Consider the following 22734-nt stretch of genomic DNA (forward strand, 5'->3'; position numbering starts at 1 on the left):
CGCTCAGTTTCGGCCCTCCCCCATGGGTAAGGTCAAGGGATAAAACAAAACTTGACCTTACCCATAGGTCAAGGTTGATCCTGTAGCGGAACTTAAACGGAGGCTCCTGCATGTCCAGCCTGACCACTTTCGACCTACCTATCACCGGCATGACCTGCGCCAGTTGCGCCGGCCGCGTCGAACGCGCCTTGCGCAAAGTGCCCAACGTCGCCAGCGCCAACGTCAACCTGGCCAGCGAACAGGCGCGTATCGAGGCACCGGGGGACAGCCTGGAGCAGTTGCTAACCGCCGTTGCGAGTGCCGGCTATGCAGTGCCCAGCGAACGCCTGGAGCTGGCCATCGGCGGCATGACCTGCGCCAGTTGCGTCGGCCGCGTCGAGCGTGCCCTGGCGCAACTGCCCGGCGTACTCACGGTCAGCGTCAACCTGGCCACCGAGCACGCGCTGCTGCAGGTCACGGCGGGTCTCGACCCGCAAACCCTGCTGCAGGCAGTCGCCAAAGCCGGCTACACGGCCACCCTGATGGACAGGGACACGCCCGCCAAGCCACTGGCCGAACGTCACTTGCAGCGCGAGCGCTGGGCCCTGGTGCTTGCCTTGCTGCTCACCGCGCCCCTGCTGATCCCGATGCTGGCGCAGCCGTTTGGCGCCCACTGGATGCTGCCGGCCTGGCTGCAGTTCGCCCTGGCCACACCGGTGCAGTTCGTCCTCGGCGCGCGCTTCTACCGCGCCGCCTGGCTGGCCCTGCGCGCCCGTGCCGGCAACATGGATCAACTGGTCGCCCTGGGCACCAGCGCCGCCTATGGCCTGAGCCTCTATCAATGGGCAAACACCCCGAGCGGCACTATGCCGCACCTGTACTTCGAGGCCTCGGCGGTGATCATCAGCCTGATCCTGCTCGGCAAATACCTGGAAAGTCGCGCCAAACGGCAGACCACCAGCGCCATTCGAGCCCTGCAGGCACTGCGCCCGGATCAGGCGCTGCGTCTGCGCGATGGCGTCGAGCAGTGGGTGGCACTCAGCGCCCTGGTCCTGGGTGATCAGGTGGTGGTCAAGCCCGGCGAGCGCTTCCCGGTCGATGGCCTGGTGCGGCAAGGCCAGAGCCATGCCGACGAAGCCTTGATCAGCGGCGAGAGCCTGCCGCAACCGAAACAGCCGGGCGACAAGGTTACCGCCGGGGCGATCAACGGCGAAGGCCGCCTGTTGATCGAGACCACCGCCCTGGGAGCGGAAACCGTACTGGCCAAGATCATCCGCCTGGTCGAGGACGCCCAAGCGGCCAAGGCTCCGATCCAGAAACTGGTGGACAAGGTCAGCCGGGTATTCGTGCCGACCGTGCTGCTGCTGGCCCTGGCCACCCTGCTGGGCTGGCTGCTGTTCGGCGCCACCCTGCAAACCGCGCTGCTCAATGCCGTCGCCGTGCTGGTGATCGCCTGCCCCTGCGCCCTCGGCCTGGCCACCCCGACGGCGATCATGGCCGGCACCGGAGTGGCCGCGCGCCACGGCATCCTGATCAAGGACGCCGAGGCGCTGGAAGTGGCCCATGGCGTCACGGCAGTGGCGTTCGACAAGACCGGCACCCTGACCTCCGGCACGCCACGCATCGCCCACATGAGTGCGCTCGATGGTGACACCACCACCCTGCTGCAACTGGCCGGCGCCCTGCAACGCGGCAGCGAACACCCGCTGGCCAAGGCCGTACTGGATGAATGCACGGCCCAGCAGTTGCCGCTGGCCGAGGTGGTCGACAGTCAGGCCCTGGCCGGACGCGGAATTGCCGGGCGGATCGGCGAACGGCAACTGGCCCTGGGCAACAAGCACCTGCTCGAGGAGGGCTGGCTGCACAACCCGACCCTGGCCGCCGAGGCCCTGGCCTGGGAAGCCGAGGGCCGCACCCTGTCCTGGCTGATCGAACAGGCACCGACACCCCAGGTGCTGGGGCTGTTTGCCTTCGGCGACACCCTCAAGGCCAGCGCCGCCGAGGCCATCGCCCAGCTCAAGGCGCAAGGCATCAGCAGCCACCTGATCAGCGGCGACAACCGCGGCAGCGTGCATGCGGTAGCCAGCGCCCTGGGCATCGATGCGGCGCATGCCGAAGTGCTGCCGGCAGACAAGGCGGCGATCATCGGCGAGCTGAGAGCAACCGGGGTGGTGGCGATGGTTGGCGACGGCATCAATGACGCCCCGGCACTGGCGGCCGCGGATGTCGGCATCGCCATGGGCAGTGGCACCGACGTGGCCATGCATGCGGCCGGCATCACCCTGATGCGCGGCGATCCGCGCCTGGTGCCGGCGGCGCTGGACATCAGCCGGCGCACCTACAACAAGATCAGGCAGAACCTGTTCTGGGCCTTCATCTACAACCTGGTCGGCATCCCCCTGGCCGCCGCGGGCCTGCTCAATCCGATGCTCGCCGGTGCCGCCATGGCCCTGTCCAGCCTCAGCGTGGTGAGTAATGCGCTGCTGCTGAAGACCTGGAAACCCAAGGACCACGACTGACCCGCAGGGTGGGCTCAAGCTCACCCTGCTCAACTGCAAGCCCAAGGACCACAGCCCACGCCAGCACATTGGGAGTCAGCCATGAATATCGGCCAAGCCGCACAGAAGACCGGCCTCAGCGCCAAGATGATCCGCTACTACGAAAGCATCGAACTGCTGCCGGCTGCCGGGCGCACCGACAGCGGCTATCGCCAGTACGGCGCGCAGGACCTGCATCGCCTGGCCTTTATCAAACGCGCCCGGGACCTGGGTTTCTCCCTGGCCGAGGTGGCCCAATTGCTGACCCTGTGGCAGGACCGCCAGCGCGCCAGCGCCGACGTCAAGGCGCTGGCTGCCGGGCATATCCGTGAACTCAACCACAAGATCGCCGAGCTCAGCAGCCTGCGCGACACCCTGCAGGACCTGATGCAACACTGCCAGGGCGACGACCGTCCCGACTGCCCGATCCTCAAGGATCTGGAGTCCGGCGGCGCCAAGCACACGGCCAGCAATTCGTAGGCGGTCACTCGCCGCAGGCAGTGCACCATGATTTACCGGCGCGGCAGAAAAGCCGGCGGGTTGTCGCTGTGCTCCGAACGGACTGCCCTACGGCTCGATCGAACTCCGCAGCGCCGCGCAATCCACGGCGAAGTGATCGGCCAGTTCCGGCCAGGGATTCTGCGTCAGGTTGACCAGCACACTGCAGGCACCGGCGGCGCGGGCGCACTCCAGGTCGAAGCGGTAGTCACCGACCATCACCAGTTCGTCCGGCGTCACCTGCCAGCGCTCGGCCAGGTGCAGCAGACCGCCGGGATGGGGCTTGGGCGGCGCCTCGTCGCGACCGAGAATATCGCCGCTGGCGAAGCAATCGCCCAGACCGATTGCCTGCAGGGTCACCAGCGCCAGTTCATGGGCGTTGCGCGTGAGGATACCGAGCCGGCAGTCGCGGTCTTTCAGGGCGCGCACCAATTCGATGGCCCCCGGCGCCGGTTCAGCGCTTAGCGCCAGTTCGCGCTCGTGCTCCAGCAGCCAGGCGTACTTGGCGGCCGCGACGTCCTCGGGCAAGGCCGCCAGGTGGTGGAGAATGTCGTGTTCCAGAGGGATATCCAGCGAGCGCTTGATTGCCTCGAAGTCATGCACCGCCAGGGTCAGGGTGCCGTCCATGTCGAACACCCAGTGGCGCGCCGCGTGCAACCTCATTTCCAGTCCTCGCGCACCCGAGTCAGGCCTTCCTGGGCCACCGAGGCGACCAGTTGGCCCTGACGGTTGAAGATGCTGCCGCGGGAGAAGCCGCGGGCGTTGCCGGCCCAGGGGCTGTCCATGGCGTAGAGCAGCCAGTCGTCCATGCGCAGGTTGCTGTGGAACCACAGCGAATGGTCGAGACTGGCGACCTGCATGAACTTCTGCCAGACCGACACCCCATGGGGCAGCATCGAGGTGGTCAGCAAGTTGAAGTCGCTGGCATAGCCGAGCAGGTACTTGTGCAGCTGCGGGTCGTCCGGCAGCTCGCCGGCGGCGCGGAACCACACATACTTGACCGGCTCGCCGGGCTCCGGGGCAAAAGGGTTGTCGACCGTCACCGGACGGATCTCGATCGGCTTGTCGCTCACCGCGCGCGCGCGCATGCGCTCGGGCAGCGAGTCGGCGACCAGCCGGGCCAGTTCGGTTTCCGACTTCAGCTCTTCCGGTCCCGGCACATCCGGCATCAGGTTCTGGTGGTGAAAGCCTTCCTCGTCGTACTGGAAGGAGGCGCTGCAGGTGAAGATCGGCTTGCCCTTCTGGATCGCCGTCACCCGGCGGGTGCTGAAGCTGCCGCCATCGCGTACCCGGTCGACCTGATAGACCACCGGCAGGGCGGAGTCACCAGGACGCAGGAAATAACCGTGCAAAGAGTGCACGTGGCGATCCGCCTCGACCGTCTGGCTGGCCGCCGACACGCACTGACCGAGCACCTGACCACCGAACAGCTGACGAAACCCCAGATCCTGGCTGACGCCGCGAAAGAGGTTCTCTTCGATGGCCTCCAGGCTCAACAGGGCGACCAACTCGTCCAGTACCTGACTCATGCTTGTTCTCCAATAACCGCTAAGAGCGCGGCAAACGTAATTCGGGATAGGCCGGTAGCGAGCTGAGACGCTCATCCCACACCGCCCGACCAATAGTGAAATGGTAAAGACTTTGCCAGCGGCTGTCGGCAAGTCCTAGCAATTCATGGACCGAATCATCGAAATAGCAACCGATGCCCGTGGCCGATAGCCCCGCCGCCTCGGCTTCCAGATAGAGCAACTGGCCGATCTGCCCGCATTCCCAGTACAACCGAGGATAGCGCCAGGCGCCGCCTTGCAGGGCCGTGTCGAAACGACTGAGCATGGCCAAGGCGACGCAACCATCGCTGGCGATGTCCTGACCACAGGAGAGGAACTCCGCCAGGCCGCGGGCATCGCCTGCAAGCAGGCGGTACAGCGGCAATTGGTCGTGTGCCCGCTGCCAGAGAAAATCCTCGCGCAGCCCGGGTTGAGCCTGGCCATCGACCCGCGCCAACCAGTACAGGCCGGGTTCAAGACCCTGCACGCGGTGGACGAACACCAGCAGGTCGACCTCGGCCGCCTCCCCGGTCAGGGCGAAAGGCACCGGCGAATTGGCCGGCAGCAGCCGCTGCAACCAGGCAAACAACAGCTCGGCGTGAATCCCGCTCTTGCCGTCCATGGCTTGTGCGCTGCGCCGCCGATGCAGGATCGGCCGCAGCGCCAGGCCGGGATTGTCCGCCTGGGCGCGACCGACCTCGACCTGCCAGGGCGGCGCAGCCATGGCCGGTGCACGGCACAGCGCCTGCACCCGCGCCAGCTCAGGCCACTCGTGGTACTGGCGTGACAGGCGATTGGGCTGGCCCTGCAGCTCCAGCGTCGCCAGCCCGTTCAACAACCCCTCCGGCAGGGCAAACTCGACGGCCTGGGCCGGACCTATCCAGAGCAGGCAGTCGACATGCTCGGCCTCGGCAAAACCGTCGCGGTCCAGGCCGAACACGCCGTCCAGCCGCGCCTCGGCCACCCCGCGCAGCAGGCGCACCTGCCAGCCCAGCGCGCTGGCGGCAAGCGCCAGGCCAGCCAGGGCGTGGCCGAGGTCGTGCTGGCAGTAGCGGTAGGCCCGCTCGCCGTACTTCCACGCCTCGCGCCAGGGGATGCTGGCCAGCGCCAGCAGGCAACCGCCCACCGGCAACGCCTGGGACAATTGCGCGGCCAGCGGCGCCGGCAGCTCGGCGCGCACTTCCAGGGCGTGGACATCCGCCGTGTAATGGACCAGCAAGGCCTGGTCCTGCAGGTCGCCGGCCGGCAGCAGCAGATACGCCTCGGTCGGGTGCAGATTACCCGACGACGGATTGACCCGCAGCGCCCAGCGGCTGTCGCCGGCCTCCTTCCAGGCCGACAGCGCCAGGCTGTCATACAGCAGCTGCGACAGGCTGGCCCGATTCAGCGGCGCCGGCGCGCCCAGCGGCGCGGCGAACACCGCGTCGTAGTCGGGCGACTCCTGCAGCGGCCGCTGCCACAGCTCGATCAGGCGCGCGCCGCGGTAACGCCGAAAGGCGGCCGGCTGGGTCGCCCAATCCAGCTGCCCGGGCCCGGGGGCGAAGCGTTGCGGCTGGTGCTTGCTCAACTGGTGATAGGCGCGCAGCTGCTCGAGCGGGCTCATCGGCTGGCCTCCCAGTCGGCGCGGTCCAGGCGATACAGCCGATGCCGTGACAGGCGATGGCCGGCGGGCAGCAGCGGGTGGTCGAAGTCGCCAGCGGGATCGGCGCGCATGCCGATGGCGCGCATCACCGCCAGGGACGCCAGGTTGCCCTCGCTGGTGAAGGCCACCACCTGCTCCAGGCCGAGCCGGGTAAAGGCGCAGTCGAGCACCGCCCGCGCCGCCTCGCTGGCCAGGCCCTGGCGCCAGTGCTGGCGGCCCAGCCGCCAGGCCATCTCCACCGCTGGGCAGAAGGGCGCGGCGAAGCCGACCGGACGCAGGCCGGTGAGGCCGACAAAGGCGCCGTTGTCCTTGCGCTGCAACGCCCACAGGCCGTAGCCGCGTTCGGCGAAATCCGCCTCGATGCGCTGCAGCAGCCGGTCGCTCTGCGCGCGGCTCAGGCACGCCGGGTAATGGCGCATCACCTCGGGGTCGGCATTCAGCGCGGCGAACGGCTCGCGGTCCTCGCTGCGCCAGCTCCGCAGCAACAGGCGCGGGCTCTGCAGTTCGATGGTCTCGGCCATGGCCACTCCACTTGAGTCGGGTCGGGCAGCGCCGCCATACTCAGACGCTGCGAGAAAAGAGCCCCATTGTATGCGCCTGCCACTGGTCTATCACGACGACTACAGCCCGCCCTTCCCGGCCGGCCATCGTTTTCCCATGGAAAAATTCCGCCTGCTGCGCGATCACCTGGTGGCCAGCGGCCTGGTCAGCGACGCCGAGCTGCGCCGCCCCGAACTCTGCCCCACCGAGGTGCTGGCCTTGGCCCACTGCCCCGCCTATATCGAGCGCTACCTGAACGGCGAGCTGGCGCACGCGGACCAGCGCCGCCTCGGCCTGCCCTGGAGCGCGGCCCTGGCACAGCGCACCGTCCGCGCGGTGGGCGGCTCGCTGCTGGCCGCCGAGCTGGCCCTGCAGCATGGCCTGGCCTGCCACCTGGCCGGCGGCACCCATCACGCCCACTACGACCACCCGGCCGGTTTCTGCATCTTCAATGACCTGGCGGTGATCGCCCGCTACCTGCTCGAAGCCGGCAAGGCGCAGCGCGTGCTGATCTTCGACTGCGACGTGCACCAGGGCGACGGCAGCGCCCGCCTGCTCGCCAATATCCCGGAGGCGATCACCGTCTCGCTGCACTGCGAGCAGAACTTCCCGGCGCGCAAGGCCGAGAGCGACTGGGACATCCCGTTGCCCCGGGGCATGGGCGACGACGACTACCTCAAGGTGGTGGACGACGCGCTGAACTACCTGCTGCCGCTGTACCAGCCGGACATCGTCCTGTACGACGCCGGTGTCGATGTGCACCGGGACGATGCCCTCGGCTACCTGCAACTGACCGACGCCGGAGTCGCCGCCCGCGACCGAGCGGTGCTCAACCACTGCCTGGGCCGCGACATCCCGGTGGTCGGCCTGATTGGCGGCGGCTACGACAAGGACCGCCACGCCCTGGCCCGCCGCCACGGCATCCTCCATCACAGCGCGGCCAGGGTCTGGACCGAACGCCAACTGGGCTAACCAGAGCCGGCGCCGCTGGGTGGAGCGGGCCGTACAGGCTCAGCCCATCACCGGTAAAACGGCGCGCCGCGACAAGCCGCCAGCCGGCAGCAGGGATCCGCCAGCCGCAGGCCCGCAACAGCCCCCCGACCCATCAGTGGCTATGCTTATCCCAGTGCCGAAGGCGTTTTCCAGCCAGGAATGTTCCAGGCTGGCGAGCCTCTTCGGCCGAGGAGGCTCACCATGCAACTGATCACGGTGAACATCGACAAGCCGGAAGAGATCAACTTCATCTTCGGCCAGACCCACTTCATCAAGTCCGTCGAGGACATCCACGAGGCGCTGGTCGCGGCCGTGCCCGGGATCAAGTTCGGCATGGCCTTCTGCGAGGCCTCGGGCAAATGCCTGGTGCGCTGGTCGGGTACCGACAGCGCGATGATCGAGCTGGCCCAGCGCAATGCCCAGGCGATTGGCGCCGGCCATTGCTTCATCATCTTCCTCGGCGCGGGCTGCTTTCCGCTGAGCGTGCTGAACAGCATCAAGATGGTTGCCGAGGTCTGTCGGATCTTCTGCGCCACCGCCAATCCGACCGAAGTGGTGCTGGCCGAAACGCAGCAGGGCCGCGCCGTGCTCGGCGTGGTCGACGGCTACTGCGCCCAAGACCTCGAAGGCGACGACGACATCCTCTGGCGCAAGAACCTGTTGCGCCAGATCGGCTACAAGCTTTGAGAGGGTCTGAACAAACTCTCGCCTGCCACGGCGTGCGCGATGTCCAGCCCCCCTGAGTAACAGCCAGGCCGCCAGGTTTGGCCCCGGGGCTATCGATGGGGGACAGCGAGGTGTGGCATGAAAAGGCTCTTTCTCATTCGTCATGCCAAGTCGAGTTGGGATGACGCGGCGCTGGCCGACCGCGAACGCCCCTTGAACGAGCGCGGCAAGCGTGACGCACCGAAGATCGGCGAACGCCTGGCCAGGCGCGAGATCAAGCCCGACTTGATTCTGTCGAGTCCCGCCGTGCGGGCGCTGACGACGGCCAAGATCATCGCCGGCAAGCTCGATTACATGCGCAAGCACATCGGCGTCGATGAGCGGCTGTATGCCGCCCAGGCGGATGACCTGCTCGAGATCATCCACGCACTCGACGATCACCTGCAGTGCGTGATGATCGTCGGCCACAATCCAGAATTGAGCGAACTCGCCCAGCGCCTGAGCGGCGAGATCGACCACCTGCCGACCGGCGCCGTTGCCGAGTTCGGCTTCGCGGCGAAGTCGTGGGCTCAGATCGGCGCCTGCCCCGTCGCGACAGTGGCGCTCGATTTTCCAAAGAAACCGTAGCGCCGATTCCCGCGCCCGCGCGGCGACCAGAGGTTGTGGAAATAACCGGCGCCGGCGCGAGTCCGCCTGCAGCCGCTCGCGGCAAGCTGCGTCAGGCGAAAATGTGGGCGCTAAGTGCGCCAGTCGCCCCCGTCTTACACCTCGGGCAACGGCATCCGGCTAGGCACCCGGGCGGCGCGTTCGGAGCCCGCCTCCCTCCAGAAAAGGCTCATAGGGGATCACCGCGCCGACCGGCACGCGCCGCCAGCACCCGGGTCGCGCCCTGGGCCTTGCGGGTGAACCAGAGCACCCGGCTCACGCCCCGGGTGATCGCCACATAGGCCAGGCGCAGGCTTTCATCGCTCATCGCCTGGTCGTAGCTGTTGCGGAAGAAGCCCGAGTAGGCGTAGAGCGCATTGCGCAGCGGGTGCGGCTCCACGGGTGGGCAATCGTCGACGATGATCGCCACTTCGGCCTGCAGGCCCTTGGCCCGGTGGATGGTGTAGGCCTTGACCGGCAGTTTCTTGTCCAGCTGGGCCTGAATCGTCTGCAAGGGTGCGTTGCGCCGGCTCAGCAGCAGCACCGCAGTGCGATCGGCCATGCTGCGGCTGGCGACGTGTGCGCACTCGGCCTCGATTACCTTCAAGAGTTCCGGCAGGCGCGTCTTGATATCGAAGCCCTTCACCAGCTTGACCCCGTGATCCCCCGGCAGCATGGCCTTGAACGCCTTGCTGGTCTTCACTTGCTTGCAGGCGACGCCCGCGAGCACCGCCTCGCCGTCGCGGATCACCGGCTCGATGGAGCGGTAGTTGGTGGCCAGCATCAGCAGCGCGCTGCTCTTCGCCTTGCCCTTGCCCGGGAAGTGCTTGTCGAAGTCCATGAACAGTTCCGGGGAGCTGCCGCGCCAACCATAGATCGACTGCCAGTCGTCGCCGATCGCCATCAGGCTGACCGCCGTGCCCTGGCGCGCCAGCGCGCGGTGGACCGCCTGCAGCCACTGGACGATCTGCGGCGAGATGTCCTGGAACTCATCGATCAGCAGGTGATTGAACGGCGCCAGCGCCTCGGCCGGGATGCCCGGCGCAGCGCCAGCCAGACGTTCGCCGAGCGCCTGGAAGGCGCCATCGAAGGTCATCAAGCCCTGCTCCTGCAGGCAGCCCGCGAAGGTCTTGCAGAACAACACCAGGGCCTCGACAAAACTGCGCTCGCGAGCGGAGCAGGACAGCGCCTGGATATCTATCTGCTCGGGGCGGATGCCGATGCTCTGGATAAAGCCGGCCTGCACATAGAAGGCCTCGAACAGCGGCAACGCGGTGAACTCCCCCGCCAGCTTGAAGCCATCCATCGGCGCCTTGGCCACCCGTGGCCGCTTGCCGTCGCCGCTGTCAGCCGGCGGTGCCGGCAACCCCAGCAGGCTGTGCACGCGCTCGCGAAACACCGGTTCCTCGGCGTAGCACTGCTGGTAGGCCTGCTTGAGCAGGCGCTGCTGGGCCGGACGCAGGCGCGCAGCCGTCAGCGGGTTATCCAGTTCACGGGGCGCGCCGGGCGCATCATCCAGCTGCTCGAACCAACGCGGATTGCTCAACGCCTGCTTGGCCAGCACGCCCATGGCCGAATGGAAGGTGCGCACGCACTGGCGGGCCTGGGCGGCGTCGAATGGGTACTGCCAGAAGCCCAGCACCCGGAGCAGCTGCGCGCGCAGCTCGGCGCAGGAGGCATTGGTGAAGGAAATCACGGTCAAGCGATCCGGCTCGATGCCCAGATGACAGAGCATGAACACCACCCGCAGCACCAGGGTGGTGGACTTGCCCGACCCCGCCCCGGCGAAGATGCGGGTGAGCGGATGGCGACCGAGGATCATCGCCCATTGCTCGTCCGAAGGCGCACTGATCACCCCTGCCGCTGCCGCCTGGGCGACCCGCTCGCGCATGGCCTCGACCTGCGCCGCATCGACCGCCAGCAACGCCGGCCCGTAAATAGCCGTGCTCGCCGGCGGGCCGGGTTTGCCACGCGGCCTGGCCGGCTTCTTCCCAGCGCCCGCCTTGCCCTTGCCCGTCGCCGCCCCGGCCTTCTTCGTCCGGGAACGCGGCTTCTTCTGTGACACCCCCGCCTCGCGCTCGGCGCGCAGATAGGCCGTGGTGCGCGGGAAATAACGCGCCAAGGCGCCGGAGAGAAGCAACTTGTAACGCCCGACAGCAGTCAGCATTCGACGATTACCACCCTGGGCATGATGTAGATGACTGAATGATAAGTGTTTTTCGCCGGGGACTGACAACCACTGGGACAACGGCGCGAACAAGAGGGGCCAGCCTGCCAGCGCGGCAAGGCGAATTTTATCGGAGGTTTTGGCGAGGCCGTCGAGGCTCAGGGGTGGCGCGACTGAGCGGCAGAGCAGGACCAGTCGCAGGCAGTTGCCCTCGACTGATGCGGGTCGGCTGGGGGCCTTGGTGATCGGCAGCTACCGACCACACGCGGGCCGTCCGCCCTATAAATCAATCCGCCCCCTTTCCTTCTCTGCCTGTTTAAGCGCGGGCGCCCGGGGTGCCGCGAGCGTTCTTCTTCTGCAGGATCATCGAGGCTTCGTTGTAGGCATTCTGGAAGGCGTCGCCGCCGATCCAGACCACTGCCGCGTCTTCGTCTTCATCGTGGAAGATCCCCCGATAGGTGATCAGCAGGCCCATCATGAAGTCGGTCGCCGCGTCTTCCGCTTCCTCAGCAACCACCAGCTCCAACACCGGGTATTGCAGGAACACCACGCACATCGCCAGCAGGCTGATGCCTTCGCCGACTTTCATCGCCTGGAACAGGTCGTCGAAATGCGCCGGGTCGAAACCGTTCTCTTCGATGTCTTTGAAGTCGAAGGTGCTCAGGTCGATTTCGACATCATCGAACGGCTCGTTGATCAGCGGATTGGCCAGCACCGGATGTACGACCTTGGCTTTGGAGGTGCCCGAGCGGCTCTGCTTGGCCTTGGCTTTGGCCCGCTGGGCGCGTTTTTTCTGTTTATCTGGAGAGGCCATGGAGGCGAGTTCCTTGTCCGGCGCAGCCATATTCATGGCCCGGGATAATCGTGCGCACATTGTATGCAGTCTTGGCCGGGTTCGTTGGCCAAAGGGATCAGATTTATTTTTCCTGATCAGTACAGGTCCAAGTTGCGCTGAATACTCAGTCTTCTGACGCAGCCAGTTGCTCCAGGATACGTGCGTAGTTCTCGAGCCCTTGCGCGCCGGTCACAAGGTGGCGGTGGTTGAAGATCACCGCTGGGACACCGCTGATACCTTTGCTTAACCAGGCTTTCTCAGCAGTACGCACCTCGCTGGCGAAGCGCTGATCCTCAAGAATGGCCAGCGCTTCTGCGCGTTCCAGCCCGATCTCAGCGGCCACATCGGCCAGTACGTTATTGTCCGACAGGTTCCTGCGATGGGTGAAGTGAGCGACAAAGAGGGCCTGTTTCAAGTCGTGCATGCGCGCTTGCGGATCAGCCCAATGCAGCAGCTGATGGACGTTGAATGTGTTGTGCATGCGCATGTCATCGGCAAAGCGGAAGTCGAACCCTACGTTTGCGCCGGCTTCTGTTATCCGCAGCCGGTTCTCTTGCGACTGCTCCTTTGAAGCCCCGTATTTCTCCGTCAGGTGCTCGCGCAGGTTCTGGCCCTCGGGCGGCATGTCGGGGTTCAGCTCAAACGGATGCCAATGCAGTTCATAGTCTGTGCCGCTGACTTCCAGCGCTTTTGCCAGTTGCCGGTAACCAATGACGCACCACGGGCAAACGACATCAGAAACGATGTCGATATGTAGTTTTTTTGAGTTGGCAGTGGTCATAGTCGCCCCTTGGCGTGCATGCAATGGGTTGCAGAATATCCCGTAGGATGGCGTTGAGCGCAGCCATACCCATCATCGGCAGCCAGGCCGAACAGAAATACAGCCAGTATTGAATGGCTGTTTCGGCTTAAGCCCGTAGTCAATAATGCGCGCCGGCCAAAGGGGACAAATTTATTTTTCCTGCATTAAACGCCCACTTTCGGCCAGGAGCGGCCATCCACAGGGCAATGACCGGCAGAGTCGATCGTGATCGTCCTACTCGAATCATTGTTAATGATCAGGTGGCGCAGAGCTCTCACGGCGCTATAGCTATCCCATTTACTGGTAAGCGCCGGCAGCGTAGGTAAGTTCGTAGCTGTGGCTATATATCTCCAGGATGTTGCCGAAGGGGTCTTCCATATAGACCATGCGGAACGGTTTCTCGCCGGGAAAGTACTCGCGTACCGGCATGCGCTGCTTGCCGCCGGCGGCGACGATCTTGGCCGCCAGGCCTTCGACGTCAGGGTCCTGTACGCAGAAGTGGAATATGCCGGTCTTCCAGTATTCGAAGTTGTTTTCCGGTTTTACCGCATTGCGGAATTGAAAGACTTCCACGCCAATGCGGTCGCCGGTGGACATGTGAGCGATTCGAAACGAGCCCCAGCCTGCGCCAAATACGTCGGTACACATGACACCGATGGCTGAGTCGTCCTCGCTGATGGTGGTCGCCGGCATGATCAGGTACCACCCCATAACCTCGGTGTAGAACTTCACGGCGGCGTCGAGATCGGTGACCGACAGGCCTATGTGGGAAAAGCTGCGTGGGTAGACGGAAGACATGACCAATACCTCGTGTTGAGTTGATAGTGGTCAGTCTAGAAGTGCCAGTCCATAATAAAAATAACGACAATGTTATAGTTTCAATAAGAGCTACTTATGCTTAATCCGCAATGGCTACGTACTTTTACGACCCTCGCCGAGCAGGGCAATTTCACGCGTAGCGCCGAGCGATTGGACTTGACCCAAGCGGCGGTGAGTCAGCATGTGCAGCGACTGGAGGAGCGTTTAGGCCCGCTTTTGATACGTCGCCCGCGCCAGCTCGAACTCACACCTGCCGGGCGTTCTTTGCTCGAATACTGCGCAGAGGTCAATGCAGCCGACCAACGCTTGCAGCGGCGTCTGTCAGAGCGCGACGCGGAGCGCGGTGAGATAGGGTTGATCTGCCCTGGCAGCATAGGTTTGGCCCTCTACCCACTGCTGCTGGAGTTACAGCATGCCCACCCAGGCCTGAGCATTCGACAGCGTTTCGCGCCGGATCGTGAAGTACTCGATGCCGTGCTGGACAACCGCTTTGAACTTGGACTGGTGACGCTCAAACCGGACGATCCGCGTTTGAGTGTGAGTCGTTTCGCAGAGGAACCACTGGAACTGGTAGTACCGGCCGGTGAGAGCGTTAAGTGCTGGGCTGATCTTGAACGCCTTGGTTTCATTGATCACCCAGATGGCCAGGCCATGGCCGGTCGACTGCTTAGTCGCTATTACCCCGGCGCGCCTGGGGTATGCAGCCTCCCTAGCCATGGTTTCACCAACCAAATCAGTCTGATCCTTGAACCTGTGGCTCGCGGCTTAGGGTTTACCGTATTACCGCGCTATGCACGCTTGGCTTTTTCACAGTCTGAATCCATTGAGGTCATTGAAGGAGAGCGACCGGTTGTAGATACCCTTTGGCTTTTGCATCGCGCTGAATGGCCACTATCTGCCCGAGCTGATTTGTTTATCCGGCGAGTTAAGGCGCATTTTTTGGTCCGCTGACCGGTAGTGCAAGGCCCCAAAAAGCAATCAAACATTACTAATAGCTTTAAGAGTGGTTCTGCTCACTGTTATTGGCTGTGTCTGCTTTTGGCCGATTTCTGCCGGTTCCCACCGGCAGCTTTGGGTCGAGTGCCGTCGGTCATCGGAGACCATACCTTGCCCCAAAAACGGCGCCTCACACGCCACAATATCCAGGCCGGATCCTGCACGGGCCCGCCAGCAATGGCATAGTGAAAGCATGCCGGCGTGCCCGCTCCGCCATCCTGCCGCCAGTGCGGGAGCGCCCGCCCTGACCGGCAGGCTTGTTCGCGCAGCCGGAGCGCGCCTGCCCACTGCTGGCATACCGCTAACCGTCTGACGCGCGACACCGTCGGCACGCGGTAGGAGGCATACGATGAATGACCTGTCCGCACATCACCCGGGGCGCTGGTGGCACAGCTTGACCGATGGCCGAATCCAGTGCGACCTCTGCCCTCGTGACTGCAAGCTGCGCGACGGGCAGCGTGGCGCCTGCTTCGTGCGCATGCGCGAAGGCAAGCAGGTGGTGCTGACCACCTACGGCCGCTCTTCCGGCTTCTGCATCGACCCCATCGAGAAGAAGCCGCTCAACCACTTCCTCCCCGGATCGGCGGTGCTGTCCTTCGGTACTGCAGGCTGCAATCTCGCCTGCAAATTTTGCCAGAACTGGGATATCAGCAAATCGCGGGACATGGATCGCCTGATGGATCAGGCCAGCCCGCAGCAGATTGCCCTGGCGGCGGAGAGCTCGGGCTGTGCCAGCGTGGCCTTCACCTACAATGACCCGGTGATTTTCGCCGAATACGCCATCGATACGGCCATCGCTTGCCGTGCGCGCGGCATTCGGACGGTGGCGGTGACCTCCGGCTACATACACGCCGAGCCGCGCCGCGAATTCTTCGCGGTGATGGACGCGGCGAATGTCGACCTCAAGGCCTTCACCGATGACTTCTATTTCAAACTCACCGGCGCGCATCTGCAGCCGGTGCTGGATTCCTTGGTCTACCTGCATCACGAGACCGGCGTCTGGACGGAAATCACCACCCTGCTGATTCCGGACTACAACGATTCGAATTGGGAGATCGAGGCCCTGTGCGCCTGGGTACTCAAGGAGCTGGGGCCGGATGTGCCGCTGCACTTCACCGCCTTCCACCCCGACTTCAAGATGCTCGAAACCCCGCGCACCCCGCCCGCAACGCTCAGGCGCGCCCGGCAGATAGCCCTGGCGCAGGGGCTGCACTATGTCTACACGGGCAATGTGCACGATGCCGAGGGCGGCACGACCTTCTGTCCAGGCTGCGGCGCGCCTTTGATCGAGCGGGACTGGCACCGCATCCTCCACTACCGGGTGACTGCCGAGGGGCGCTGTCCGCAGTGCCTCACCACCATCGCCGGGCGCTTCGACCAGCATGCCGGCGACTTCGGCCAGCGCCGGATTCCGCTGCGGCTGAACCCTAACCCCTGAGCAGATGAGCGTCCTATCGATGGGTGGCAGCGACGCTGCGCCGTAGACAGTTCGGCGAACGCTATTGGCCAGTTGCTGCCCCTGACAATCGTCCTTCCCGGATCTGTCCCCGTCGTGGCCACCGTGAAAGCGCGCCCCCCCAGGGTACGCAAGTTGCCGAAACCTAGTCCGGCTACCAGCGCTGCTAAAATTCACGTATCAGTCCCAATCGCAATCTTGGAAAAGCAAGATGATCAGCAAGAGCCTGGTCTGTCTCTGGTACGACGGCGCTGCGCTGGACGCTGCGAAGTTCTATGCCGATACCTTCCCGGACAGCGCTGTAGGATCTGTCCATCGCGCGCCTGGCGACTATCCGGCGGGCAGGCAGGGCGATGTCTTGATGGTCGAGTTCAGGGTGGCGGGCATCCCTTGTCTCGGGTTGAACGGTGGCCCGGCGTTCAAGCACAACGAGACATTCTCGTTCCAGATTGCGACCGACGACCAATCCGAAACGGACCGCTTGTGGAACGCGATTGTCGGAAACGACGGCGAGGAAAGTGCATGCGGCTGGTGCAAGGACAAATGGGGGGTGTCGTGGCAGATCACACCCCGCGCTCTGACTGCCGCGATAACCGGCCCTGATCGAGCGGCGGCCAAGCGCGCGTTCGACGCCATGCTGGAAATGACCAAGATCGACATCGCGGCGATCGAGGCGGCGCTGAAGCGTTAACCCTAATTTGCTACCCATTGGGCCAAGATGGGAAAGGGGACAGCTTTATTTTCTCTGCGCCAATGATCGCTCCCGGCCGAATTCAGCCCCACTAATCAATCATCCTGCGTCAGCACTTTCAGCAGCTCGATCTCGGAGATCAGGTTGGAGTGTGGCGTGATATGGGCACCGAACTGGCGTTTGCCATAACCCAGGCACGAAGGCACGAACAGTTTGCGCTTGCCGCAGAGCTTCATGCCCATCAAGCCCTGGGCCCCCAGCCCTTGATCACCCGGCAAGTGCCGATTACCCACTGGAAGGCTTTGCCGCGAGCACCGGAGGAGTCTAACTTGCGGCCATCTTCGAGAAATCCGTTGTACGGGGTGGTGATCAGTACTTGTCGTCACCCTGCTGAATCTCTTCGATCACTAATTCGTTGCACACCCCCACCTCGTCTGGTCGCCTGGCCTGCTCGCAGCCGGATTTGCAGGGAAATCACTCGGCAGCCGGTTCCAGAACCGCCAGCAGTTCGGATAGGCGCGCATCCAGTTGCGCCAGCTCTGTGGCGGCAATCGGAGCCAGCAGCCGCGCCTCATTAGCAACATGAGCGGTCACCGCGCGGTCGATCAGCTCCAGTCCGGCCGGGGTCAGCTGCACCAGCATACTGCGAGCATCGCTGGGGTTTGCCAGGCGGCTGACCAGGCCAGATGCCTCAAGCTGCTGCAACTGCCGGGTCATGGTGCCGGAGGTAACCATCAGGGTCGAGAACAGGGTAGTCGGGGCCAGACGAAAGGGCTCGCCGGAACGGCGCAAGGTGGCCAGCACATCGAATTCCCAGAGGGTCAGACCAAAGCTTCTGAACAGCTTGTCCAGCTCGCGTCGCAGCAGCGCCGAGCAGCGCCCAAGCCTGCCGATCACACCCATCGGGCTGACATCCAGATCAGGTCGCTCACGGTGCCATTGCTGAAGAATTCCATCGACCGCATCCATCTGGCGCTGGATTGCCATTGGCTCACCTCTAAAAATTTATCTTGAACTCAAGACAAGTTGTTATTAGCCTCGCATTTTATCTTGAATGCGAGACAAATGCATGGACCGCTCCCTCTCACGCACCACTTGGCTGAATGTGCTGATCACCGCCTTGGCACCAGCCATCTGGGGCTCGACCTATATTGTCACCACTGAAATTCTGCCACCTGACCGGCCCTTTATCGCCGCGCTGCTGCGCGCCCTGCCGGCCGGCCTGTTGTTAGTGTTGTACAGCCGCTATTGGCCCAAGCGCAGCGAATGGTCGCGCTTGCTGGTGCTGGCGGGGTTGAATATCGGCTTCTTCCAGGCGCTGCTGTTTGTCGCCGCGTACCGTTTGCCAGGCGGGCTGGCGGCGGTGGTCGGGGCCATTCAACCGCTGCTGGTAATGGGCCTGGCGTGGTCGATGGATCGCCAGCGGCCGGCGTCTCTGGCAGTCGCCGCCAGCGTGTTCGGAATCGCCGGGATGGCCACCCTGCTGCTAGCGCCGGGGGCCAGTTGGGACCCGATTGGCATTGCCGCCGCCTTTGTCGGCACTGCCTGCATGGCCAGCGGCACCTACCTGACGCGGCGCTGGCGACCGACTGTGCCGCTGCTGGCCTTTACCGGCTGGCAGTTGCTGATTGGCGGTTTGTTGCTGCTGCCGGTGGCCTGGATGATCGACCCGCCGCTGCCGCAGCTAAGCCCTGTGCAGTGGCTGGGCTACGCCTACCTGTCGCTGTTCGGCGCACTGCTGGCCTATGTGCTGTGGTTTCGCGGCATAGCCCGTCTGGCACCGGTGGCGGTGTCCTCACTGGGGTTGCTCAGCCCGCTGGTAGCGGTGCTGCTGGGCTGGGCATTGTTGGGGCAGAGCATCACCGGTGTAGCGCTGCTGGGCCTGGTTGCGGTGCTGGGCAGCATCCTGGCGGTGCAATGGGCCGCGGCGCCAGCCCAGTCGAACAGCGCAGCAACCGCGCAGGCCACGCCGGCAGTTGCTGCGCCCCATGTTAAAGTCGCGCCTTGTGCAATTTTGGCCCAAGGCGACACATAACGATTATGGAACTCCCGGCATTTACTGGCGAACTGGAAGACTGGAGCACCCTGAACAGCAGCATCGGTTTTCCCGAGCTGCTGATCGGCAACGGTGCGAGCCGGGCGGTATGGAGCAAGTTCGCCTACTTCTCACTGTTCGAGGAAGCCCAGACCACCCGCAACCGTCCCCTTAGCGCGACCGAGCTCAGTGTGTTCCGGGCCCTGGATACCAGCAACTTCGAGCAGGTGCTCAGCGCCCTGAAGAACAGCATCCGGGTCAATGCCGCGCTGACCATCAACTCGTCGTCGCCGCGCCATCGCTACTTCGCCATCAAGGAAGCACTGATCCACGCCGTGCGCTCGGTGCATATCCCCTGGAGCCTGATGCACGCCAGCGGCCTGGAGCGGATCAACCGCGTGCTCGGCCAATACCAGACGGTCTATTCCGGCAATTACGACCTGCTCAACTACTGGGCCATCATGCAGACCCCGCAGGCGTTTGAAGACCTGTTCCGCGGCGCGGACTCGACCTTCGCCCCCGACAACTGCCAGCGCCAGGGCAAGGCCACGCGCATGCTCTACCTGCACGGAGGCATGCACCTGGTGAAAAACATCGATGGCAGCACACGCATCCTCAACTCGTCGGAAAGCACCCTGCTGGCCAGTTTCGCCATCAACCGGCTGGGCGATATCCCGCTGTTCGTCAACGAAGGCAGCAGCGCGGACAAGCTCAAGGCCATCCGCAGTTCCGACTACCTGTCGTTCTGCTACAGCCAACTGGCGCAACCCAAGGACAGGTTGTGCATCTTCGGTCACAGCCTGGCGGCGCAGGATCAGCACCTGATCCAGGCCTTGCAGCAGGCCGGGCTGCAGACCCTGGCCATCTCGATCTACCCGCACAACCCGCTGTTTATCGCCCAGCAGAAGCAGCACTACACCAGCCTGTTCGCCGAGCAGCAGGTTGAACTGCGCTTCTTCGATGCGCTAAGCCACCCGTTGGGTGATCCCGAGCTGCGCATCGCCGCCCCGCCAGCGCCCTAACGACTGCTGTCTGACCGCCCCTACCGGGCTCAACCCAGCCGGCGCACGGCGCTGGCTGAGGTCACCATCGGGACACCCCTTGGCCGCTCCTGGGTCAAGACCCGCAGCCCAGCCGCCCTGCCCTAGCCGACCCGTTCCGGCTGCCAGTCGCTGACGATGATCCCTGCTCGGCCTTGCTGCCTGCCGGCTCTTGCCGCCTGCTTGCGCGCGCTGATGCTGGCCACGCATTGGTCGTCGTTGTTGAGGATCACGATGCATTCCAGGCACTGGATGCACTCGTCGTAGTCGATGCGGCCATCACGCTCGATGGCGCCGATTTCGCAGTGGTTCTTGCAGTGCTGGCAGGGCTGGCCACAGGCGTCGATGCGCTTGAGCCAGGCGAACAGGTGGAACTTGCCGAGCAGGGCCAGGCCGGCGCCGAGCGGGCAGACGTAACGGCAATAGAACTTGTGCACGAACAGACCCAGGCCGAGCAGGATCACGGCGTAGAGCACGAACGGCCAGCTGCGCACGAAGAACAGGGTGATGGAGGTCTTGAAGGGTTCCACTTCGGCCAGGCGTTCGGCCAGGCTCAGGGAGTAGAAGGCCGCGAACAGCAGGCCGAGCAAGATCACATATTTGAGCTTTTGCAGGCGCTGGTGGCGGCGCTCGGATATTTTCCACTGCCTGATGCGCAGGCGCTTGGCCACCCAGCCGAGCATTTCCTGCAGGGCGCCGAAGGGGCAGAGCCAGCCGCAGAACAGGCCGCGGCCCCAGATGAACAGGCTGACGAAGGTGAAGCTCCAGAGGATGAAGATCAGCGGGTCCATCAGGAACACGCGGATATCGAAGTCGTGCCCCAGGGTCAGCAGCAGGGTGAAGATGTTCACCACCGACAGCTGGCCCTGGGCGAAGATCCCGATAAACCCCAGGGTGAACAGCAGGAAACCGCCACGGAACAGGTGAAAGCCGCGGCTGTGTGCGCTGATGCGCTGCTGGAAGATGAACACGCCGCTCAGCAGGATCAGCGAGCCCACCAGCACTGCGATCTGCCACCCGCGCTGCTGCCACATGCGCAGCCAGATGGGCGTCGGCTCGGCCTGGACGACAGCCTGCTGAATGTCGAACAGGCGCTGGTCGAGCTGGAACGCTCGGCTGAAGTGGCTGTTGCTCTGCACCAGATGATTGCGCCGCAGGCCGACGTTCAGTTGCAGGGCGGCGGGCTGCGCCGGGTTGAAAGCGGCGTGGGTCTTGATGCGGAAGATATGCGCGTCGACCTCCTGCAGCGGCGTGGCGAGCGTCGCCAGCACCTCGCCATTGTTGAAGTTCATGTCGTACAACTCGATGGCCTGGCCGTGTTGCATCAGTACCAGGCGGCCGGTTGCGGTGGCCGGGGTGAAATCGGCCGGGACATGCCGATACAGGCCGCTGGAGATGACCAGCAGCGCCTGTTCGCCGGGCAGCAATTGCTCGTTGAGCTGCTGCCAGCCGGCCTCGCCGAGCAGGTTGCGGCCAATGCTCGGGGCGTTGAGGTAGGCGAAATGCAGCTCGCTGAAGGGCGCCCTGTCGTCCTCCTGCTCGAACTCGGAGTAATCGCTCAACGCATGCCCCAGCGCCGCTTCGACCTCCTCGCGGCCCAGCGTCCAGCGCTGCACGTAGGCGCTGTCCAGCAGACGCTGCCAGTCCATCGGCGCATAGAGATCGCGTTTCGCCGTGGCCAGCGGCCCGCTGGCAAAGCCTTCGAGCAGTTGCCGGGCAACGCTCATGGCGGCCTGCAGTACGGTTTCATTGAGGATCACCACCGACACCGTGGCCTTGCTGACGCCGTCGAACTGGGTGGTCGACTCGCCGTCCGCGCTATCCGAGCGGCGTCCGCCGACGATGATCGGCCGGCTGATGGGCTGCTGCCGGTACTGCTCGACGAAGTCCAGCAGCGGCTGCATCCCCAGGCCATAGAGAAACACCGGCTCGTGGTGTTCGAGCACCCGCACCCCGGCCAGTACGCCCCGCAGATCCATGCCGATGAGCAGGCGGATGGGCTTGCCGGAGAAGCCCTGGAGGTTCGAGTAGTCGCTGGATTCGAAGGCGTAGCCGAGCAGTTCGTCGAGCTGGTAGACGCTGTAGACCGGCGGGGCCTCCTGCTTGGGCTCGATCCGCGTGGCCTTCGGGAACAGCTGCTGGATCTCCTCTTGCAGCGCCTCGGCGGCCAGCGGCTGGCTGAACAGCGCGCACACCAGCACCAGCACCCGCAGGCAGGCAAAGCGGCTGAAGCAGGATGGCATGGCGCGCCTCGTCGGTAGTGTCCCTGCAGCCATGCTATCCGGCGTGCAGCCGAGCACCATGCGACTTGCCGGCAGGTCAGGCGCTACTTCAGTCGTAGAAATGGCCAGGTCGCGACGCTTGGGCTTCTTGCGCCTGATCAAGCGTTTATTGGCCCGAGCGGAGTAGCCTTGGAACGACTGCCGCGCTAGACGGAGCAAACATGGCCAAGAAATTTCCGTTACAGCCCCCCCACCCCGAGCGCATCTGCTGGGGTTGCGACCGCTATTGCCCGGCCAGCTCGCTGGATTGCGGCAACGGTTCCGAGCGCACCATGCACCCGGCCGAGATGCTCGGCGAGGACTGGTACCTGTTCGGCGACTGGGGCATCGAGCCGCCAAACGAGGTCAAGCAGCCGAAAGATGAAGCGCTCTGAGCAGTCAGCGCAGCGACAACCCGCCAGCCGTTGTACCGCAGCGGTGAAACCAATGGTGCACTGCCTGCGGTGAGTGACACCCTAAGGAGTGTGGGTTGCTGAAGCGGCCCAATGATTGCCATCGGCAGTGCATCTCGCCGCTCGACGATTTGCGTCGGCCTGCGGCAAGCCGAAAACGCCGGCCCTCGGG

21 protein-coding genes and 1 pseudogene are annotated in these 22734 nt (G+C 64.4%); 11 read left to right on the forward strand and 11 right to left on the reverse strand.

Annotation, left to right across the window (positions count from 1 at the left end):
* The first annotated feature begins 110 nt into the window (after positions 1–110).
* Both LJY18_RS14460 and cueR read left to right on the forward strand, forming a co-directional pair.
* Positions 111–2498 carry a heavy metal translocating P-type ATPase gene (locus tag LJY18_RS14460; RefSeq protein ID WP_238042521.1) on the forward strand — a complete coding sequence of 796 codons (2388 nt, stop codon included), beginning with the start codon at positions 111–113 and terminating at the stop codon, positions 2496–2498.
* An 81-nt stretch (positions 2499–2579) separates the two neighbouring features.
* Positions 2580–2996, forward strand: a complete 417-nt coding sequence (gene cueR, locus LJY18_RS14465; RefSeq protein ID WP_238042522.1) for a Cu(I)-responsive transcriptional regulator — start codon at positions 2580–2582, stop codon at positions 2994–2996.
* A gap of 87 nt (positions 2997–3083) precedes the next feature.
* Here cueR and LJY18_RS14470 read toward each other — a convergent pair whose 3' ends face one another.
* Genes LJY18_RS14470 through LJY18_RS14485 form a run of 4 tightly spaced genes read right to left on the reverse strand, consistent with a single transcriptional unit; the run spans position 3084 to position 6724 of the window.
* A complete protein-coding gene (locus LJY18_RS14470; RefSeq protein WP_238042523.1) occupies positions 3084–3677 on the reverse strand; it encodes an HAD family hydrolase in 594 nt (197 codons plus the stop codon).
* A complete protein-coding gene (gene tesB, locus LJY18_RS14475) occupies positions 3674–4543 on the reverse strand; it encodes an acyl-CoA thioesterase II (RefSeq protein WP_238042524.1) in 870 nt (289 codons plus the stop codon). Before tesB ends, LJY18_RS14470 begins: the two co-directional genes overlap by 4 nt.
* Positions 4544–4562: 19 nt before the next feature.
* On the reverse strand, positions 4563–6164 hold the full coding sequence (locus tag LJY18_RS14480) for a SagB/ThcOx family dehydrogenase (protein ID WP_238042525.1): 1602 nt from the start codon (positions 6162–6164) through the stop codon (positions 4563–4565).
* Positions 6161–6724 carry a GNAT family N-acetyltransferase gene (locus LJY18_RS14485; RefSeq protein WP_238042526.1) on the reverse strand — a complete coding sequence of 188 codons (564 nt, stop codon included), beginning with the start codon at positions 6722–6724 and terminating at the stop codon, positions 6161–6163. Before LJY18_RS14485 ends, LJY18_RS14480 begins: the two co-directional genes overlap by 4 nt.
* A gap of 70 nt (positions 6725–6794) precedes the next feature.
* Here LJY18_RS14485 and LJY18_RS14490 point away from each other — a divergent pair, with 70 nt between their 5' ends.
* From LJY18_RS14490 to LJY18_RS14500, 3 genes are all read left to right on the forward strand, one after another.
* Positions 6795–7715: a histone deacetylase family protein gene (locus tag LJY18_RS14490; protein ID WP_238042527.1), complete on the forward strand. Its 921-nt coding sequence runs from the start codon at positions 6795–6797 to the stop codon at positions 7713–7715.
* 222 nt (positions 7716–7937) lie between these two features.
* A complete protein-coding gene (locus LJY18_RS14495; RefSeq protein ID WP_238042528.1) occupies positions 7938–8423 on the forward strand; it encodes an adenosine-specific kinase in 486 nt (161 codons plus the stop codon).
* Between the two features lie 117 nt (positions 8424–8540).
* On the forward strand, positions 8541–9029 hold the full coding sequence (locus LJY18_RS14500; protein ID WP_238042529.1) for a SixA phosphatase family protein: 489 nt from the start codon (positions 8541–8543) through the stop codon (positions 9027–9029).
* Between the two features lie 208 nt (positions 9030–9237).
* Here the strand turns inward: LJY18_RS14500 and LJY18_RS14505 are convergent, their stop codons facing one another.
* The 4 genes from LJY18_RS14505 to LJY18_RS14520 all read right to left on the reverse strand — a co-directional run bounded on the left by LJY18_RS14505 (position 9238) and on the right by LJY18_RS14520 (position 13649).
* Entirely contained in the window at positions 9238–11214 is a 1977-nt protein-coding gene (locus LJY18_RS14505; protein ID WP_238042530.1) for a DEAD/DEAH box helicase, read from the reverse strand.
* Positions 11215–11530: 316 nt separating this feature from the next.
* The gene (locus LJY18_RS14510) at positions 11531–12028 is read right to left on the reverse strand and encodes a hypothetical protein (RefSeq protein ID WP_238042531.1); all 498 of its coding nucleotides are present in this window, start codon (positions 12026–12028) and stop codon (positions 11531–11533) included.
* Between the two features lie 145 nt (positions 12029–12173).
* A complete protein-coding gene (locus tag LJY18_RS14515) occupies positions 12174–12830 on the reverse strand; it encodes a DsbA family oxidoreductase (protein ID WP_238042532.1) in 657 nt (218 codons plus the stop codon).
* A gap of 318 nt (positions 12831–13148) precedes the next feature.
* Positions 13149–13649, reverse strand: a complete 501-nt coding sequence (locus LJY18_RS14520; RefSeq protein ID WP_238042533.1) for a lactoylglutathione lyase family protein — start codon at positions 13647–13649, stop codon at positions 13149–13151.
* A gap of 96 nt (positions 13650–13745) precedes the next feature.
* On the opposite strand from LJY18_RS14520, the gene LJY18_RS14525 reads away from it, so the two are divergent.
* The 3 genes from LJY18_RS14525 to LJY18_RS14535 all read left to right on the forward strand — a co-directional run bounded on the left by LJY18_RS14525 (position 13746) and on the right by LJY18_RS14535 (position 16813).
* Entirely contained in the window at positions 13746–14621 is an 876-nt protein-coding gene (locus tag LJY18_RS14525; RefSeq protein ID WP_238042534.1) for a LysR family transcriptional regulator, read from the forward strand.
* A gap of 394 nt (positions 14622–15015) precedes the next feature.
* On the forward strand, positions 15016–16104 hold the full coding sequence (gene amrS / locus LJY18_RS14530) for an AmmeMemoRadiSam system radical SAM enzyme (RefSeq protein WP_238042535.1): 1089 nt from the start codon (positions 15016–15018) through the stop codon (positions 16102–16104).
* Positions 16105–16333: 229 nt separating this feature from the next.
* Positions 16334–16813, forward strand: coding sequence for a VOC family protein (locus LJY18_RS14535; RefSeq protein ID WP_238042536.1), 480 nt, complete (start codon positions 16334–16336; stop codon positions 16811–16813).
* A gap of 95 nt (positions 16814–16908) precedes the next feature.
* On the opposite strand, the pseudogene LJY18_RS14540 reads toward LJY18_RS14535, so the two are convergent.
* Both LJY18_RS14540 and LJY18_RS14545 read right to left on the reverse strand, forming a co-directional pair.
* A pseudogene (locus LJY18_RS14540) lies at positions 16909–17236 on the reverse strand (FKBP-type peptidyl-prolyl cis-trans isomerase).
* A 51-nt stretch (positions 17237–17287) separates the two neighbouring features.
* Positions 17288–17800 (reverse strand): MarR family winged helix-turn-helix transcriptional regulator, encoded by a 513-nt coding sequence (locus LJY18_RS14545; protein ID WP_238042537.1) that lies wholly within the window; start codon positions 17798–17800, stop codon positions 17288–17290.
* An 82-nt stretch (positions 17801–17882) separates the two neighbouring features.
* Between LJY18_RS14545 and LJY18_RS14550 the strand changes: the two genes are divergently transcribed.
* Positions 17883–18848, forward strand: a complete 966-nt coding sequence (locus tag LJY18_RS14550) for an EamA family transporter (RefSeq protein ID WP_238042538.1) — start codon at positions 17883–17885, stop codon at positions 18846–18848.
* A 5-nt stretch (positions 18849–18853) separates the two neighbouring features.
* On the forward strand, positions 18854–19870 hold the full coding sequence (locus tag LJY18_RS14555) for a DUF4917 family protein (protein WP_238042539.1): 1017 nt from the start codon (positions 18854–18856) through the stop codon (positions 19868–19870).
* Between the two features lie 122 nt (positions 19871–19992).
* Here the strand turns inward: LJY18_RS14555 and LJY18_RS14560 are convergent, their stop codons facing one another.
* On the reverse strand, positions 19993–22131 hold the full coding sequence (locus LJY18_RS14560; RefSeq protein ID WP_238042540.1) for a NosR/NirI family protein: 2139 nt from the start codon (positions 22129–22131) through the stop codon (positions 19993–19995).
* 200 nt (positions 22132–22331) lie between these two features.
* Here LJY18_RS14560 and LJY18_RS14565 point away from each other — a divergent pair, with 200 nt between their 5' ends.
* Complete coding sequence (locus LJY18_RS14565) at positions 22332–22544, forward strand: DUF3079 domain-containing protein (protein WP_238042541.1); 213 nt, start codon at positions 22332–22334, stop codon at positions 22542–22544.
* Positions 22545–22734 lie beyond the last annotated feature (190 nt).

The sequence above is a fragment of the Pseudomonas sp. MMS21 TM103 genome, from assembly GCF_022132145.1.
Lineage (GTDB): Bacteria > Pseudomonadota > Gammaproteobacteria > Pseudomonadales > Pseudomonadaceae > Aquipseudomonas.